15 protein-coding genes and 1 riboswitch are annotated in these 16,938 nt (G+C 37.6%); of the genes, 9 read left to right on the forward strand and 6 right to left on the reverse strand.

The genetic code is table 11. The features are described 5' to 3' along the window. Positions 1-113 precede the first annotated feature (113 nt). Complete coding sequence (locus EKM05_RS13915; RefSeq protein WP_126556243.1) at positions 114-3,527, reverse strand: T9SS-dependent choice-of-anchor J family protein; 3,414 nt, start codon at positions 3,525-3,527, stop codon at positions 114-116. A 465-nt stretch (positions 3,528-3,992) separates the two neighbouring features. On the opposite strand from EKM05_RS13915, the gene EKM05_RS13920 reads away from it, so the two are divergent. Both EKM05_RS13920 and EKM05_RS13925 read left to right on the forward strand, forming a co-directional pair. Next, positions 3,993-4,577 (forward strand): pseudouridine synthase, encoded by a 585-nt coding sequence (locus tag EKM05_RS13920; RefSeq protein ID WP_126455573.1) that lies wholly within the window; start codon positions 3,993-3,995, stop codon positions 4,575-4,577. A 23-nt stretch (positions 4,578-4,600) separates the two neighbouring features. Beyond that, positions 4,601-5,056 carry a tRNA (cytidine(34)-2'-O)-methyltransferase gene (locus EKM05_RS13925; protein ID WP_126455575.1) on the forward strand — a complete coding sequence of 152 codons (456 nt, stop codon included), beginning with the start codon at positions 4,601-4,603 and terminating at the stop codon, positions 5,054-5,056. Here EKM05_RS13925 and EKM05_RS13930 read toward each other — a convergent pair. The 3 genes from EKM05_RS13930 to EKM05_RS13940 form a co-directional block, all read right to left on the reverse strand. Continuing rightward, positions 5,053-5,838 carry an ABC transporter ATP-binding protein gene (locus tag EKM05_RS13930; RefSeq protein ID WP_126455577.1) on the reverse strand — a complete coding sequence of 262 codons (786 nt, stop codon included), beginning with the start codon at positions 5,836-5,838 and terminating at the stop codon, positions 5,053-5,055. The two genes, EKM05_RS13925 and EKM05_RS13930, sit on opposite strands and share 4 nt — an antisense overlap. Before the next feature lie 80 nt (positions 5,839-5,918). Continuing rightward, a complete protein-coding gene (locus EKM05_RS13935) occupies positions 5,919-6,950 on the reverse strand; it encodes an iron ABC transporter permease (protein ID WP_126460775.1) in 1,032 nt (343 codons plus the stop codon). 1 nt (position 6,951) lies between these two features. Beyond that, positions 6,952-8,094 carry an ABC transporter substrate-binding protein gene (locus EKM05_RS13940; RefSeq protein ID WP_126556247.1) on the reverse strand — a complete coding sequence of 381 codons (1,143 nt, stop codon included), beginning with the start codon at positions 8,092-8,094 and terminating at the stop codon, positions 6,952-6,954. A 277-nt stretch (positions 8,095-8,371) separates the two neighbouring features. Here EKM05_RS13940 and EKM05_RS14715 point away from each other — a divergent pair, with 277 nt between their 5' ends. The 7 genes from EKM05_RS14715 to EKM05_RS13975 all read left to right on the forward strand — a co-directional run bounded on the left by EKM05_RS14715 (position 8,372) and on the right by EKM05_RS13975 (position 14,681). Continuing rightward, complete coding sequence (locus tag EKM05_RS14715) at positions 8,372-8,566, forward strand: DUF5522 domain-containing protein (protein WP_231507453.1); 195 nt, start codon at positions 8,372-8,374, stop codon at positions 8,564-8,566. 1 nt (position 8,567) lies between these two features. Beyond that, the gene (locus EKM05_RS13950; protein ID WP_126455584.1) at positions 8,568-9,077 is read left to right on the forward strand and encodes a bifunctional adenosylcobinamide kinase/adenosylcobinamide-phosphate guanylyltransferase; all 510 of its coding nucleotides are present in this window, start codon (positions 8,568-8,570) and stop codon (positions 9,075-9,077) included. A 3-nt stretch (positions 9,078-9,080) separates the two neighbouring features. Continuing rightward, positions 9,081-9,248: a hypothetical protein gene (locus tag EKM05_RS13955; RefSeq protein WP_126556250.1), complete on the forward strand. Its 168-nt coding sequence runs from the start codon at positions 9,081-9,083 to the stop codon at positions 9,246-9,248. Positions 9,249-9,318: 70 nt separating this feature from the next. Then, on the forward strand, positions 9,319-10,995 hold the full coding sequence (gene cobT / locus EKM05_RS13960; protein ID WP_126556253.1) for a nicotinate-nucleotide--dimethylbenzimidazole phosphoribosyltransferase: 1,677 nt from the start codon (positions 9,319-9,321) through the stop codon (positions 10,993-10,995). 66 nt (positions 10,996-11,061) lie between these two features. After that, on the forward strand, positions 11,062-11,838 hold the full coding sequence (locus EKM05_RS13965) for an adenosylcobinamide-GDP ribazoletransferase (RefSeq protein WP_126556256.1): 777 nt from the start codon (positions 11,062-11,064) through the stop codon (positions 11,836-11,838). After that, positions 11,823-12,347, forward strand: coding sequence for an alpha-ribazole phosphatase (cobC, locus tag EKM05_RS13970; protein WP_126556259.1), 525 nt, complete (start codon positions 11,823-11,825; stop codon positions 12,345-12,347). The genes EKM05_RS13965 and cobC overlap by 16 nt, the downstream gene beginning before the upstream one ends. Positions 12,348-12,387: 40 nt before the next feature. After that, a riboswitch (cobalamin riboswitch) is annotated at positions 12,388-12,657 on the forward strand. 98 nt (positions 12,658-12,755) lie between these two features. Next, positions 12,756-14,681, forward strand: coding sequence for a TonB-dependent siderophore receptor (locus tag EKM05_RS13975; protein WP_231507454.1), 1,926 nt, complete (start codon positions 12,756-12,758; stop codon positions 14,679-14,681). 71 nt (positions 14,682-14,752) lie between these two features. Here EKM05_RS13975 and EKM05_RS13980 read toward each other — a convergent pair whose 3' ends face one another. Together EKM05_RS13980 and EKM05_RS13985 are read right to left on the reverse strand one after the other, a co-directional pair. Further along, on the reverse strand, positions 14,753-15,373 hold the full coding sequence (locus EKM05_RS13980; protein ID WP_126556262.1) for an N-acetylmuramoyl-L-alanine amidase: 621 nt from the start codon (positions 15,371-15,373) through the stop codon (positions 14,753-14,755). A 66-nt stretch (positions 15,374-15,439) separates the two neighbouring features. Further along, complete coding sequence (locus tag EKM05_RS13985) at positions 15,440-16,891, reverse strand: S41 family peptidase (protein ID WP_126556265.1); 1,452 nt, start codon at positions 16,889-16,891, stop codon at positions 15,440-15,442. Positions 16,892-16,938: the final 47 nt, after the last annotated feature.

A 16,938-nucleotide genomic window follows, 5' to 3' on the forward strand; every position in this document is an offset into this window, starting at 1 on the left:
AGCCCGATAAAATATCGAGCTCATTATTATCAAAATTAATTATAAATTTGTCTAAACTTTTGGGTGCAGTCTATTTTTGAAATCTGGCTTTTTTGAATACTGAAATTAGTCGTTTACTTTTTTACTAATTTATCTTTGAAAACTACTTTAGTACCATTGGAAAGGGTATAAATATAAATTCCTACCGGTAAATGAGCCACATCAATTCTTGTTGTGTTATCGCTGTTAAAACCTTTTAATTCAATTGGAACTCCCACCGATCTTCCTTGAATATCATAAATAGTTAGCTTCAGGTCTTTTGTGTTTCCGGAATTAATTACGATAGTAAAGGATTCTGAAGCAGGATTTGGATACGTAACTACTGTTGATTTAGTAGTCGAAATCAAATCATTAGTTGATAAGGTGGTATTCGTTTTAAGTTGGAAACGCGCAATGACCGGCCCATGATCAGAGGTGGTGTTGACATAATTAGCCACATCCAGTCTCGGGTCGTAAACTGTTGTTGAATTTGGTACATACTCTGCCATTAATTCATTTGAAATGATAATATGGTCTAAGAAACCTCCAGAAGACAGGTAGCTGAAAGCTCCCGCTTTGCTGATTTCTAAAGTCAAAGGGTTGTAACGGGCCGTATCCTCAACCATTTTTTGGTACGAGGATGGGTTACCTGCAATTACAGATTCGTCGACATCATCGTTATAATCTCCTAAGAGGATTAAATTGGCCTCTGGATAATTGACATCTAAACTGTCTTTCAACAATTCAGCGTCATATTTCCTCATATTGTATCTTGCGATATCGCTGCCACTATTTGCTCTGGCATGAATGTTAATGATTTTTATGTCTTTTTTTACACCGCCAATATTAGTTTCAATTTCAACCATTTGCGGTAAGCGACCAGAGGAATAAAAACTAGCGCTATTTCCGCCCGGGTAATTGGGTAAAGTTGCATTTCCTGCACGAATATCATCAAAAAGTTTGCTGAACAGTACTCGACTTTTTTTTACTGAGCTTGTTTGAGTATTGTAAAGAACCACTAATTTTTGAGCAGGGAAGTCAGGTGTAGGCGCATTGAAAGAATAGGACCAAGCAGGAGAAATCACTTTGGCAAAAGTTTTTCCGTTGATGCTTATTTTTTGGATTAATGTCTCTAAAGCCGCATCATCTGAAACCTCTTGTACGGCATAAACATCAGCATTCAACGTATTCATGACTTTTGCCACATTTTCAATTTGTAGCGCATCATCAGTTGGACCAAATTCAGTTCCTGTTGCACCGATTACATTGCTTCCAAAAAATTCTACGTTGTACGTTACGATGTCAAATGTTTCTGTTTTAGGTAACGAGGATCCTGATAAAGATCCAATTTCTTGATTTAACCCGGTTCCAACAGCGGTCAAACGACCTGAAATACTCAATGCTTTAGAGGAAGGGAAAAAACGTGCATAAATTATTTTTCCAGCAACTCCGTCAGCAGCTGAAACCGCTACACTGGATTGAAAATTACTGTTGTCAACAGACAACTGGTAATCAGCAGGAGCTGTAACAGTGATATCGCTATAACCACCAGCCATGAAAACAAACGACTGGCTTGTTGATGCGGTATTTGGTGCTACTTCTCCAAAATTAAAATTAGGATTTGAAGCTAAAAATGACGCTTCATTAGATATTTTCACATCATCAACAGTCCATTCGGCGCTATCCGTACCGCCGGAAGTTGCAGCCTCATATACCCAGGCCACATAAGTATGATTGGTTTTATAGGCCTCGAGATTGATATATTGCGATTGTTTGAAAGTTCCTGTAGTACTTGGAAAATCGCCTTCAAGAACCGTCCAAGTGGCTGCTTCCGGGGTGCTTTTGCCATCATAATCTACTGAGACCATTAATTTAAGCGGTGTTCCAGCGAAAAATTTACGCGAATAAAAAGACAATAATGGGAATTTATCAAAAGTGTCCAAACGTAAATTAGGAGAAATTAACCAATCTTTACTGGCACCTGTTTCTGAATATCCATTCATTTGTACAGCAGCAGGAGAACTGTTGAAACGGGTAGTTGTGCTCACCCATTTACTCTTGCCTCCTGCCACACTATATTCTGTCCAACCACTGTTTGTAAGTACATTTACATCATTAAAATTTTGAAAATAAGGATTTATTCCTGTTCCTGATAAAGACACCGTCTTTGTAGAAGCGCCAGTAGATTCATGAGTGATTTGACCTGAAAAAAGACCAGTTGTAGTAGGTGTAAATCGTACATAAACTGTAGGTGTTGTATTGTTATTGAAATCTTGGGAAGCAAAAACCAATGCCGTTTGAAAACCAGTACTTTGATTTTTAGAAATGGTAAAGTTTCCGGATGTTGTCAGGGTTACTGCTCCAGTAAGATTAAGCGCTTCAATCTGGTAGTTTATTGCCGTTGAACTGAAATTTTGCTCCACAAAATTAAAATCTAATGCAGCTTTAGTAGTCGACAAAGAGGGAACAAGAACGCTGGAAGTTGTTATGTTTAATAGATTGCTTTCAGTTTGAGTATTACCAGTTGCATCTTCAGATATAGAATATAAAACATAATCAGTGCCTAACGATAATCCCGTTATGGTTTTTACAGACTCAATCGCGGCGTCCTTAATTTCCAGGATACCGGATTGTAAAGCGGGTGCATTGGTCGCATTTGTTCCTGCTTTTATTTGTGCACCTCTTGGGGTCGCACTTCCTGAAGGCAATAGCACAAAATAGGTTTTTCCGGGCTCGTCTAGTTTAGTCGAAAAATCAAATCCATCAGAAAGAATGCTGCTTATTTTTGGATATCCCACGGCATTTACAGGAGCTGTAACATCATTTATCACACTAATGTCATCAATGGCAAATGAGGGACGGGAACCACCGCCTGAAACTTGTCTTGAAATCCATCGGATCTGAACTACGTCTTTATTGTCGCATTCTATTGGCAGTACAACTTTTATTTTTTGAATGTTTTGCCCTATTGTTCCTGAAGTTTGTCCTGTTGTACCGCTCGAATACACCGTTGGGGATAAAGTAATAAAAGCATCAGCGGTGCCCACTCTGTATTGCAGGACGAACTCGTTGATCCGCGTATTAGAAGTTCCGTTATAGGGATTACGAATCACCATGGCATCATATTCTACGGTAATTCTAGATTTACCAAGTGTTTTGAAAGCAAATCCTAAAGTTAAATCCAATGAACCGGTATTTAGAAAACCAATTTTTCCATTGTAATTATGGAAATTCCCGCTCGTTGTTGCAGCGGTACTACTGGCCACTAATGGTTTGTCTGCAACAACTGCAGCTGCGGTATTAAATGTACTTCCCGGTGCTGTACTGGCTGTCCAGCCCTGAAATCCGGCGGGATATGTAGCAGAGGCTGCATCTAAAGTTGAAAAATCCTGTAAAAAAAGTAAATATTGAGGAGCTGGCGCAGTTCCTTGGGCAAAAATAGAGGCCGTAAAGCAATAAAAAAAACTTAAAAAAGCCAGGATATGGCACAAATGGTACTTGTTTTTCATAGGTTTACGATTGAATTAGGAGTCAAAAATAACATTTCTTACGTTAACAGAATATTATAAATTCGTACTTCAGATTGTTTTTAAAGGAATTTATTATAAAAGAAAAGAGCTTCAGTAAAACCCAATTGTTCGCTTTTTTTCAATACGATGAATTCTTATTTTATCCAGTTTTATATTTCCTTCGATTTCAAAAGCTATACTTCAGAATTTATATTTTTGGGTGGATTTTAACTACTACTGCATACTTCATCTGTCAGTCGGCTTTTTCAAACCTAAAGCAGTTGTTTTTCTGCAATCTGTATTTTTAAAGTTAAGATAGCAACTTGCTGTAACAGTTCATCATTTATCCAAAGTAATTCTATTCGTTAATAAAATATTTAGTTTACACCAATAAATGTTTTCGGTTTTACTTTTTTAAACCCATTAAAAACTAAGCTATCTTTGTGCCAAAACAGAAAGTATAACATGTCTCATTCGCACTTTATCATACACAAACCATACGGCTATCTGAGCCAGTTTATTTATGAGCTCAAAAGGAAAAAGAAACTGCTGGGTGAATTGTACGATTTTCCCAAAGGAACGATGGCAATAGGACGTCTTGACGAAGATTCAGAAGGGTTATTGTTGCTGACCACGGACGGAATGATGAGCGAAATCATTAGAAGCAAAAAAGTCGACAAGGAATATTATGTACAAGTTGATGGTATTATTAATCAGGATGCCATTCAGCAATTGCAAAAAGGAGTCGAAATTGGTTTTAATGGCACTAAATACATCACTAAACCGTGTACTGCTTTTTTGATAAATGAAGTTCCCGCTTTTGGTGCCAGAGGGAAAAAAATAAGGGACGAACGCCATGGTCCAACTTCCTGGGCTTCAATTACTGTCAATGAAGGAAAGTTTCGCCAAGTACGAAAAATGACCGCAGCGGTTGGGTTTCCTACCTTGCGATTGGTTCGAGTGCGGATAGGAAATGTTTTTTTACATGATTTACAGGCGGGAGAAGTTGTGGAAGTGTCTGATTTTGCAGTCCATTCAAATGAAAAATAACAATAAAAAATACAATAGTTACAATGTTAAATATCGTTTTAGTAGAACCCGAAATACCAAATAATACCGGAAATATTGGCCGATTGTGCGTAGGAACCGAAAGCCGGTTGCATCTAATTCATCCTTTTGGTTTTGTGATCAATGATAAAAATCTAAAGCGTTCTGGACTCGATTATTGGGTGCATCTTGACGTTACCGAATATCAAAATATAGCCGAATGGAAAGTGCAGATTCCGGATTTGTCCCGCGTTTTTCTGATGAGTTCCCACTCTAAAAAATCGTATTTAGAAAATGATTTTCAAGAGGGTGACTGGTTGGTTTTTGGCAAAGAAAGCAAAGGGTTGAGTGAAGCTGTTTTAAACGAATTCCCCAATCATCTGACAATTCCTATGGCACCGCTGATCCGGAGTTTCAATATTGCTAATTCCGTGGCTTTTGTCATTGGCGAAGCAAAAAGACAAATAGGATTGCAGATTTAAGAAATAATAAACTTTCCTTTTTCAGCATCAAAAACAATATGCTCATCTTTGAACAGCGTATTGAAAGTTCCTTTCATAATCAAATTACAAGGTTGGTCCTGAACGACGGTTTCCGGAGTCATAATGATCATTTCATCACTTAATTGTATGGCCATATCAATATCATGTGTAGAAAAAAGAATGCATTTTTGAGTTTCCGCTGTAAGTTTTTTTAGGAGTTTAAACAACACCACTTTGTGTAATAAATCTAAATGAGTTGTGGGTTCATCCAGAATGATTAACGGTGTGTCTTGTGCTAAAGCCCTTGCGATCAGAACGATTTGTAACTGTCCGTCACTGATTTCGTAATGTTTTTTTGAGACCAAATGACCAATTTGTGTGAGTGCAATTGCTTGGTTAATTTTAGCAATATCAGTGTCGGTTAATTTTCCAATCCAATTGGTGTACGGTTGCCTTCCTAAAGCGATGAGTTCCCAAACGGTCAAATTACTGGGCGGTAATTTTTCAGTTAAAACGATGCTTAAATTTTGTGCCAAGGTTAACGTATCCAGCTCTTGAATATTTTTGTTATTCAGCAAAGCAGTTCCTGAAAGGGGTTTCTGAATTCCGGTTATGGTTCGTAAAAGTGTAGATTTTCCAATTCCGTTAGCGCCTATTAAGGTAATGAGTTTTCCTTTATCTAAGTTTAAGTTGAGGTTTTCGGCAATACAAATAGCCGCACTTTTAGTTTTGTAACCAATGCTCAAATTGTTTGTTGAAAGGATGTTCTTAGTGGTACTCATTTTTCTTTTTTTGGAAAATTTAAACGTCGATTATATCGATTTTAAAAACAAATATAAATATAGGCACGCAATTTTTAATATTATCCCATCATTTTTCGTTTTCGGACAATCAGCCAGATAACTATAGGCGCTCCTAGTAAGGAAGTGATGGCATTTATTGGCAATGTGATATTCGTACCTGGCATTTGGGAAATTGCATCGCAAATGAGCATTATTGCTGCTCCTAAAAGGAGGGTGCTCCAGTACAATATAGAATGGTTGCTGGTTTGAAACAGTAATTTTGCTATATGTGGCACGGCTAAACCAATGAAAGCTATAGGTCCAGCATACGCAGTAATGCTTCCCGCCAAAATACTCGTTGCAATAATGATAATCAATCGTGTTCTTTTGAAATTCAGTCCCATACTTTGGGCATAATTCTCTCCTAAAAGCAAGGCATTAAGTGGTTTTACGCTGAATAGGCTTAATAATAATCCTATAACTACGCACACTGTCAAAATCAAAATCGAGGACCAAGAAAGGTTCCCTAAAGATCCCATAGACCAGAAAGTGAATTTTTGCAATTGTTCTGCCGAGCTAAAATAGGTCAGTACGCCCACCACAGCACTTGTAAAACTACCAAACATCAAGCCTACAATCAGTATGGTCATCGTGTCCCGCAAGCGTCTGGAAATTACTAAAATGGCAAGTAGAACGATAGAACTGCCAAGGGTTGAGGCAAGGACTACTCCGTAAGACGACAGTAAAATACCACTTAGAAATGGAGGTAATAATCCCGCACCCAAAATTACAAAGGCAACTCCCAGACTCGCTCCTGAACTCAACCCTAAAACATAGGGACCAGCCAGCGGGTTTCTAAAAAGGGTTTGCATTAATAATCCGCTGATCGAAAGTCCCATTCCCACTAAAACTGCAGTGATAGCCTTAGGTAAGCGGTAGTTGATGATAATGTATTCCCAAGTTGATCTGCTGGACTGACCACCGGTTAAACTCGTGTACACCTCCCGAAAAGGAATTCGTATCGAACCCAAACTGATGTTCAGAAAAAACAAGAAAAGAAGCCCTAAAGCAAGAGCGGAAAATAAAAGGATATTTCGGTTTTTATTGGCCAACTTAGTTCAGTTTTTGTGCAAAAGTAAAAGTGTAATTTGGAAGCAATTCAGGGTGGAACATTTTGATGTAGTCTTTTAAAATCAAATCCGGTCTGCTCGGTCCTGTTTCATAATAAATGGTTCCTCCTGTTGCTCCTAATTTGCTTTCGAAAGTATAAATATTTTTGGTAGAAAAAGCGTTAAACTGACTGTAATGGGGATTGCTTTTTTCTAATTCTGACAGGTTTTTAAATGACCCGGAAGCAATCCAGTGAGTCGCATTTTTTGCTTTATACAATACCTGTTCAAAAGAAAGTGCCTGGCTTCCTGTTCCTTCCAGATTTGCCCAGAGATACGTTGCTTTTGCATCTTTCATGAATTGTGCCACCCAGCTGTTTCCCTTGGCAACAAACCATTGATCTTGATACATTGAGCCATACAATACAGTAGATTCAGGCTGTTTGTCTGCAACTAATTGTACCGCTTCCTTGTAGTCTTTTGTAATCTGGTCAAAAAGTATTTTAGCTTCTTTTTCTTTGCCAAAAAGAGCGCCATAAAGTTTGAGCCATTCTGCTTTTCCAAGAGGAGATTGTTCCATCCAGTCGCCTTGAATCATGATTTTCAATCCGCTTTTTTGTAAGTTTTCAATCATCGGGTTGTTATTGTCGATGCCAAAAGTGACAATCAGGTCAGGAGCGATATCGATGAGTTGTTCCATGTTTAGCTTTTCATTTTGCCCCACATTTTTGACGGAACCCTTGCCAATTAAACGACGGGTTTTCTCAGAAGATACGTAATCAGTATGCGGAAAACCAACTAATTTGTTTTCGGCACCAATCATTTCCAGGAAAGGAATATTGGTTGTTGAGGTAACCACAATCGTTTCTAACGGCACTTGAATTATGAGGTTTTTTTGTAAAGTATCGGGAATAACAGCTCCTTTTTCTTTTAAGATATAAGTGAAGTCTGTAGCAGCATTTGGCCATGGATTACTCACTTTTACCAGCGAGTACCCTTGATATTTGTAAATAGCCAGACCACTTGCATATTCAATTTCGTTGTTAGCGTTACTTATTTTTAGTGTTGCAGGGTTTTCGTTTTTTTTGCAACTGACGAATGATAAAAGTGCCACCGCAAAAAGGATTTTATAAAGATAAATTTTCATGATTCCATTTTCAATACTGGCAAAGGTAGGCCATTTATAAAATTTATTGTTTAATTTTTATAGTAAAAATTTCAACAAATACTATCTTTGACAAATGGATAGCCTAAAGATTAAAAACTGCTCCAGTTGTACAAAACCTTTTAACTGCGGGGACGATTTTCAAGGTAATAGCTGTTGGTGTGCTGATTTTCCTCCTGTTTTTTCTCCTTTAGATGGTGTGGATTGCCTTTGTCCCAGCTGTTTTGCTACGGCTTGTTCGATTAAAATTGAGGAGTATGTGGGCACAATAACCCCGGAAACGGCTAAAGGAAATAAAGCAGCAACTTTGCCTAAAACGGATCAGCTAATCGAAGGGATCGATTATTATATTGCACAAGGCAATTACGTTTTTAAGGCTTGGTTTCATTTAAAAAGAGGACATTGTTGTACTAATGGTTGCCGCCATTGTCCCTATGGATTTAAAAAGAAGTAGCATGATATATTTGATAACAGGTGGAGAACGCTCCGGAAAAAGTAGGTATGCTCAGGACCTGGCAATGGAACTTTCGGCCAGACCCATGTATGTGGCAACCGCCAGAAAATGGGATGGTGATTTTCAAAAGCGAATTGATCGTCACCAACAAGAACGTGACGAGCGCTGGATAAATATCGAGAAAGAAAAACAATGGAGCGAGATCGATTTTTCCGGTAAAGTAGCCGTGATTGATTGTGTGACCCTTTGGTTGACTAATTTTTTTGTAGACACTAAAAATGATGTCGCTTTATGTTTGGAACAAGCCAAAGCCGAATTTGAACAAGTGGCCAATCAGGAAAATACAACCGTTATTATTATCACTAATGAAATAGGCATGGGCGTACATGCTGAAACTCAAATTGGTAGAAAATTTACCGAATTACAAGGTTGGATGAATCAATATTTAGCTAAAAATGCGGATAAGGTGATTTTGATGATTTCTGGAATTCCAGTTACCATAAAACAATAAAAGATGAATTTTGTAAGTTCTTGGAGCGGAGGAAAAGACAGCTGTTATGCTGTGATGAGAGCTAGTCAAAACGGTTTTATTCCAAAGGGATTACTCAATATGATGAATGAAAACGGGAAAGTTTCCCGCTCACACAGATTGCCGTTGTCTGTTTTGAAGCAGCAAGCCTAAAAAATGCAGGTGGCTATTGAATCACTGTTTGTCCAAACTTTAAAAGTACTCAAAAACATCGTATTTCAAGATGAAAAACTTAGATGAAATTATAAAATCGCGCCGAGATACCCGTCATTTTACCTCGGAACCAGTCCCTGAATCTGTTATTGAAAAAGCATTACAGGCCGGTCATTATGCTCCTTCTGTTGGATTGACGGATGCTACAAAGTATTACCTCATTAAATCAGATGTCATAAAAAAATCCATAAAAAATTTATTTTTGGATTTTGATAAAAAAGCAGCGAATCAAACTGACACGGCAGTACAAAAAACGCAGTATCAAGCTTTAAAATTAGAGGCAATAGAGGAAGCACCGCTTGGATTGGTGATTTGTTATGATCGTTCGGTTTTGAATAATTTTACCATCGGCACCGTGGGAAGTAATGAAGCCATCAAATTTAGTGCGGTTTGTGCTGCGCAAAATATTTGGCTTTCCCTAACCGAACAAGGGTATTCCATGGGCTGGGTTTCTATTTTGAATTATAGTCAGTTCAAGGAATTATTGGGTTTGGGAGAAAATATGGAGCCTTTAGGGTATTTTTGTGTGGGAAAACCAGCTACTGATTACGACAACCAACCCATGTTACAGCAATTGAATTGGAAACAAAAATCAGAAAGTCCATCTGTCGAAGAAATTACGAAAGTGCATCAAAAAGATAATATTTCGGTGCCGGAATTTAAGACTGCAATTCTAGATACAATCCATTTATCTGAAGCACTGCAGTATAAAATCGATCAGAAGACCAAGCCAACAGGTTCATTGGGTGTTTTGGAAGTTTTAGCCAAACAAATTGGCGAAGTTTTTCAAACATTGGAACCAAAAATTTTAGAACCTACACTTGTTGTTTTTGCTGCAGATCACGGAATTGCTGCCCACGGTGTTAGCGCTTATCCACAAGATGTTACCAGACAAATGGTGGCTAATTTTCTGGACGGTGGAGCTGCAATAAATGTGTTTTGTAAACAAAATTCCATCAAATTAGCCATAGTTGATGCAGGAGTAAATTATGATTTTTCGATGACGAGTACTTTGATTTCGGCCAAAATTGCCAAAGGAACCCAATCGTTTCTGCAGGGTCCTGCAATGAGTCTTACCGAATTGCAGCACTGTTATACCAAGGGGAATGAAATTGTTACCGCTATTGCCAAAACGGGAAGTAATTGTATTGGTTTTGGAGAAATGGGTATTGGGAATACATCAACTGCTTCAGTTTTGATGAGTGTAATTACTGGAATTGCAATTGAAGACTGTATCGGAAAAGGAACGGGAGTTAGCGATGAAAGACTACTTCAAAAACACCGGTTACTCAAAAAAGCTATTGAGGATTATCAAGGCTCGCCAACATTAGAAGATAAGTTAGCTCATTTTGGTGGCTTTGAAATTATGCAAATGGCTTCTGGAATGCTCACGGCACATCAAAACAGAATGCTGCTTCTTGTAGATGGATTTATTTGCAGTGTGGCTTTTTTGATTGCCTATAAAAAAAATCCACTGATTCTAAAAAATGCTGTTTTCTGTCATTGTTCTGCAGAACAGGCGCATGCTAAATTATTGGATTATTTAGGTGTAAAAGCCTTGCTCCAACTTGACTTGCGCTTGGGCGAAGGAACGGGTTGTGCGGTGGCTTTTCCAATTATTCAATCGGCAGTTGCTTTTTTTAATGAAATGGCCAGTTTTGACAGTGCCGGTGTGAGTACAAAATAATAATTTTTTCAGTCCAAATTCATAAATAGAGCACTAAAAACGACATAAAATCCAGATTGCATTCACATGAAAAAAGAACTACACATATTTTTTACCGCATTGATGTTTTACACCCGAATTCCCTGTCCTAAAAACATCGATCATAACTCGGATTATTTAAACAAGGCATCTCGTTATTTTCCTTTAATTGGTTGGATTGTAGGTACTATTAGTTTTATAGTCTATGATGTATCGGTTGGTGTTTTTACCCCTGAAATAGCGATTGTTCTCTCGATGATTGCTGGAATCCTTACTACCGGTGCTTTTCATGAAGATGGTTTTGCTGATGTTTGTGATGGTTTTGGTGGGGGTTGGACCAAAGAAAAAATCTTGGTGATAATGAAAGACAGTGCCATTGGAGCTTATGGCGCCATAGGTTTGGTACTGCTGTTTTTATTGAAGTTTCAGGCTGTTTCGGAGGTGCTTAGTCCTTCTTCAGCAAAGAATTTATTGTTATTTGTTGCAGCACATTCCGTGAGTCGTCTGGCAGCCATTTCTATTGTTTTTACGCATCAGTATTCCCGTGAAGATGCTTCGAGTAAAAGCAAGCCCATTGCGCAAAGTTATTCCTGGCGTGAGGTGATTGGGGCGTTCTTTTTTGGGTTGTTACCGCTTATTGTTTTGTCTTTTTTTCATTGGCAAATGCTGTTGGTGTTAGTGCCGGTTTTTATCACCCGCTTTTTTCTGGCTCGTTATTTTCATAAATGGATAGACGGCTATACGGGGGACTGTCTTGGTGCAACACAGCAAGTTTGTGAAATTATATTCTACTTATCTTCTATTGCTTTATGGAAGTTTATTTAGTACGCCATACCGAAACCGTTTGTGAAAAAGGAATTTGCTACGGACAAGCTGATGTGGCATTGTTGGAACCTTATGAACAACAATTTGAAGCCATAAAAGCACAAATTCCTGCTGAAAGTATCGTGTACTCTAGTCCGTTGAATCGGTGCGTGGAGTTGGCAAACTTCCTATCATCAACAAAAATACAAATGGACTCCCGGTTAATGGAAATGAATTTTGGTGATTGGGAATTAAAAAATTGGGATAGCATTCCTGTTATCGATTTGACCCCTTGGATGAATGATTTCGTTCATGTTCGTGTGCCAAACGGGGAGTCTTTTACAGACCTCCATGATAGAGTTAGCGATTTTTTAGATCATGAACTTCCTAAAAAGACCATTAAACCTATTGTGATCGTGACCCATGCCGGAGTGATTCGAAGTATTTTGTGTAAAATTACAAAGTTGCCACTACGAGATGCGTTTCAAAATAAAGTGAACTTTGGAGCGGTGATTAAAATTGAAATATAAAATTGAGAATAGTGTAGGATAATAACGTAATATAATTTTATCTTTGCCGCCGTAATGAGGTTGCTGTTTTTTTTTTCAAACCAGCATTAAAAGGGAATCAGGTAAGCGATTACAGATTTCAGTATTCAGATTAGAGAGTTTACATCCTAAATCAAGAATCCTAAATCAAGAATCAAAAATCCTGGGCTGTACCCGCAACTGTAAGCTATAAAGCTTGTTGTTATCTACAAAACCACTGTTCGTCTTTGCGAATGGGAAGGTAAACAACAAGACGCGAGCCAGGAGACCTGCCTGTTACATCGAGTATCAAACTTTCGGGAAAAAAGGTTTGGGTATGGGTAATTCTATGCTTTTCTCCCATTTATAGTCATGTGGCAGTACCATAAAACTGCTATTAAATGTTTCAAAATGAACAAGAAAATCGTTCGTATTAGTGCGCTCTGCGTACTGATGACTTCGTGTGCTTTCGCACAACAAAAAGACACCATTGCATCCACAAATCAATTGGATGAGGTCGTAATTTCCGATTCTAAATTTGCTTTGCCAAAAGAAAAGTCCGGAAAAGTAATCGTAAAAATTACAGCCGAAGATTTAAAGAGAAGACAAGGGCAAACTGTAGCTACCATTTTGAGTTCAGTAGCCGGAATTGAAATCAACGGAAACCAAAGCCGGAATGGAAAGGATTTAGGGGTTTACATTCGTGGGGGACGAAATCATCAAGTGCTAATTCTTATTGATGGCGTTCCGGTTACCGATGCTTCTGGAATTAGCTTATCGTATGATTTGCGCTTGCTGCCCGTTGAACAAATAGAAAGTATTGAGGTGATGAAAGGCGCTTCAAGTACTTTATACGGATCAGGTGCCGCTGCCGGAGTTATTAATATTACGTTGAAAAAAGCCTCCAAAAAAGCGATTGCAGCAAATGCATACCTTAATGTGGGCACCCAAACGATTGCCAATCAGGAAAATTATAGTATAAATGACTACAGCCAAGGGGTTGCTTTGAACGGAAGCGCTGAAAAAATTAATTATTATGCTTCCTTAAACAGCACCGAAACCACGGGAATTTCTGAGGCAAAATCACCTAATGACGCTGTTTTATTTGAAGCTGATCGTTTTTCCAGAGTGAACTCAGTGGTGAAAATTGGTTTCAAGCCAACAGCTAAATTAGATTTGGATTTCTTTGCAAACTACGATAAAATAAAAAGCGATTTTGATGCAGGATCTTTTGCGGATAACGATGAAAACAGCAGTGCCTCTGAACAATTTCGAGTTGGGTTTACACCAAAATACAAATATAAAAAAGGAGAATTTGTAATCAATTCAAGTGCTAATTTAATTACAAGGTCCATTTTTAATTATGGAACAATGTTGGATTATAAATCCAGAAGCGTCAATGCAGATGCGTTTAATAAATATGAAATTTCACCTGAATTATTCCTGGTAACAGGTGCTCAATTTCAATTTCATGAAATGTCTAATGAGAGCCCGTACGAGGCCATAGCAAATGAATTGGCCAAATTTAATATGATTGATCCCTATGTGACGGCGGTTTATAGCTCTGAATTTGGGTTAAACCTGAATTTGGGAGCTCGTTACAACATGCACAGTAAATACGGAAATAATTTAGTTTACAATGTAAATCCTTCTTTTTCATTTCCTAATTTACCCTTGAAACTATTAGTTTCTTACAGTACGGCATTTGTAGCCCCTAGCTTGTATCAATTGTATTCTCCTTATGGTGATTTGAATTTATCCTCAGAGAAAGATAAAACATTTGAATTGGGTTTTGAAACAACGATGATTGATAAAAAATTGGTTCTGAATGCTTTGGTTTTTCAAAGAGAGGAAGAAAATGCGATTGGGTTTGATTTAGTGTCTTACAAGTATTTTAATGTTGCGGGTCTAAATAAAGTCAAAGGGTTTGAGACCATGATTTCGTATGCTTTGACGGCTAAAATAAATTTGAATGCCAATTATGCGTTTACAGAATTAGAAAAACAATCGCGAGTGCTGAATCCAAAACACAAAGCGAACGCCGCAGTTGATCTGCAAGCAACGCCACGTTTGGCTTTTAATGCCACATATCAATTTGTTTCGGATCGCTATTTTGAGTATACAACATATCCGGCACCCACTTTTGATCCGGTATTGAATTCTGAAATACTGAAAGATTACCAGCTGATCAACATGAATGTACGGTATGAGTTGATCAAAAATCGAATGAATATTTTTGCAGCAGCAGATAATATTTTAGATAAGGATTTTGTTGAAACAAGAGGGTTTAGTACCAGAGGACGAAATTTCAAAGTAGGTTTGAATATCAAAATGTAATACCATTGCATTATTCCATAAAAAAAGAGGCTTTCAGTGATGAAAGCCTCTTTTTAGTTTATAAAATATTCTTATTTCAATTCTGAAATGAATGCTACGATAGTTGCTGCAATTTTATTTTGTTCCACATCATTGGTTAAATAGTCTCTGTCACCAAGGTTTGACATATAACCCAATTCAACGAGTACAGCCGGCACTTCTGATTTTTTTAAAATGTAGAATGGAGCTTTCTTTATTTCTGATGATTTTATAGTAGTATTGCGGATAAATTTGTTGCGAAGTTCCACCGCAATTTCATTTGACCTTTCATTCGCAATTGATTCTGTGGCAATATAAAATTCCATTCCTGATTTTGATAGATTTAAATTTTGATTGACATGAAGTGACAAAACTAAATCAGGTTTGATTTTGTTGATCAGCGCAGAACGGTCACTCAAAGAAAGAAATTGGTCTCCAATTCTTGTAAGGTGTATGGTCACTTTCTCATTATTATTCAAAAATTTGATTTTGTTTGTGATTTGCGCTACAATTTGTTTTTCAGTAGCACTACTGGAAGTTGCTCCAAAATCAGATCCACCATGTCCGGCATCAATAACAACATTTATTTGTTTGGATGGGACAGTATTCGGAATTACAAATGCAAAAGAGACGACGGTGGCAAGAGTTAGAAATAACGGAATTGCTTTTTTCATGTGGTTTTTTTTAATTTGTTATTCAATTGTAGCTAACAAAAATAAGAATTATTGTGTAACTTTATTTTATTCTAAAGCTCTCAAAAGACCTTCTGGTGCTTTCTCGATGTACATTTGGTTTTGGATTCCTTTTATTGATTTGGCATCCGTGAAAAACTCAAAATCTTGTCCGGGACTTTGTCGCAATACTCGACCAGTTCCAGTAATTTTCCCAATGGCTGTTCGTAATAAAGGTTCCGCAGAATCGCCAAGAACTCCCAGAGTGCTCAATGTTTCTTTTTGTAGAAAATCAGGTTGTAACCCATTGAAGTAATCTCCAAAACCAACTGAATTGACAATTTTTAACACGATTGGCTGCATGGCATATCTGTGATTGGGATTCCTGCTTTGAGCTCCAAAAGTCGGGGAGTCATAAAGCGTTACGGATCCTACGTTTTTTCCTACTGTAACATCCCCAATTTGTATAACTTGAATGTGAGGTTCTAGCCCGTTGATTACTAACTCGCTTGCTGATGCAGAGCTTTTCGTAGTTAAAATATAAATTTTAGTCAATCCTAAACTATTGATGGCTGTGCTTCCTATTTTATCGGTAAAATAATTGAATAATGCTTCGGGATTTTCAGCCTCGAAATAAGCATTAATTTTTGCATTCCATTGTTGTTTAGCAAAGACTTTTCCTTTAAATTGCCCGGTAATCATACTTGCTAATCGTGTAGCCGTTTGCACAGAACCTCCTCCGTTATATCTTAAATCTAAAACCAAATCAGTAACTCCTTGTGATTTTAGAGATGCAAAAGCGTCGTTTAATTGAGTGTCAAAATTAGCATAAAAGCCATTGTACATCAAATAGCCTATTTTGTGAGAGCCGGAGGGGATTACTTTATTGATTAAAATTGGATTTTCGGATAGGACTGTTTTTGTCAATGCCACTGATTTACCGTTGCTGACAATTGTAGTTCCGTTAAAATCAGCAAGATTTAGTGTGTAATTTTCGTTTGAACCAAAAAGTAACGATTCATAATTGCTTAAAGTCAGCTGTGTACCATTTACGGCAGTAAAAAAATCACCACGTTTTATAGCTTTACTGGAGGCGTCTGAGTTTGCAATAATATAGCGAACGTTACCAAATATTTCAGTTGTACTACCCGGTTTATAACTTAAACCAAAATCGACACCATTGTTTTTAGTAGTGCCCTGAAGCGTTCCTTCAAGTTCTAAATAATCGCTTACAATCCAACTAAATCGATCCGTAGAAGGAGTAACCCGCAACGCATCAAATAAATCCTCAGGCACCGGATATTCCCTTAAAAAAGAGTTTAGTGCAGTTTGATCCGCGAATCGGTTATCGGCTAAATTTGGAACATCAGCTTGCCACAAATAGTACAGATTCATTCCTTTCCAAATAAAATCCTGAATCTCCAGACTTGCAGGTGGTGTCACGTCATCATTGTCCTGACAGCTTTGTAAAGTGAAAGTAGCTATGAAAAATAAAAGTGTAAATTTGAATACTGTTCTCATAATTGTATTTTAATACTTTATTAACGTAAAAATACTAACTTTAGTTT

Origin of the sequence: Flavobacterium sp. GSP27 (assembly GCF_003970395.1) — a bacterium.
In the GTDB taxonomy this organism is placed as follows: Bacteria; Bacteroidota; Bacteroidia; order Flavobacteriales; family Flavobacteriaceae; genus Flavobacterium.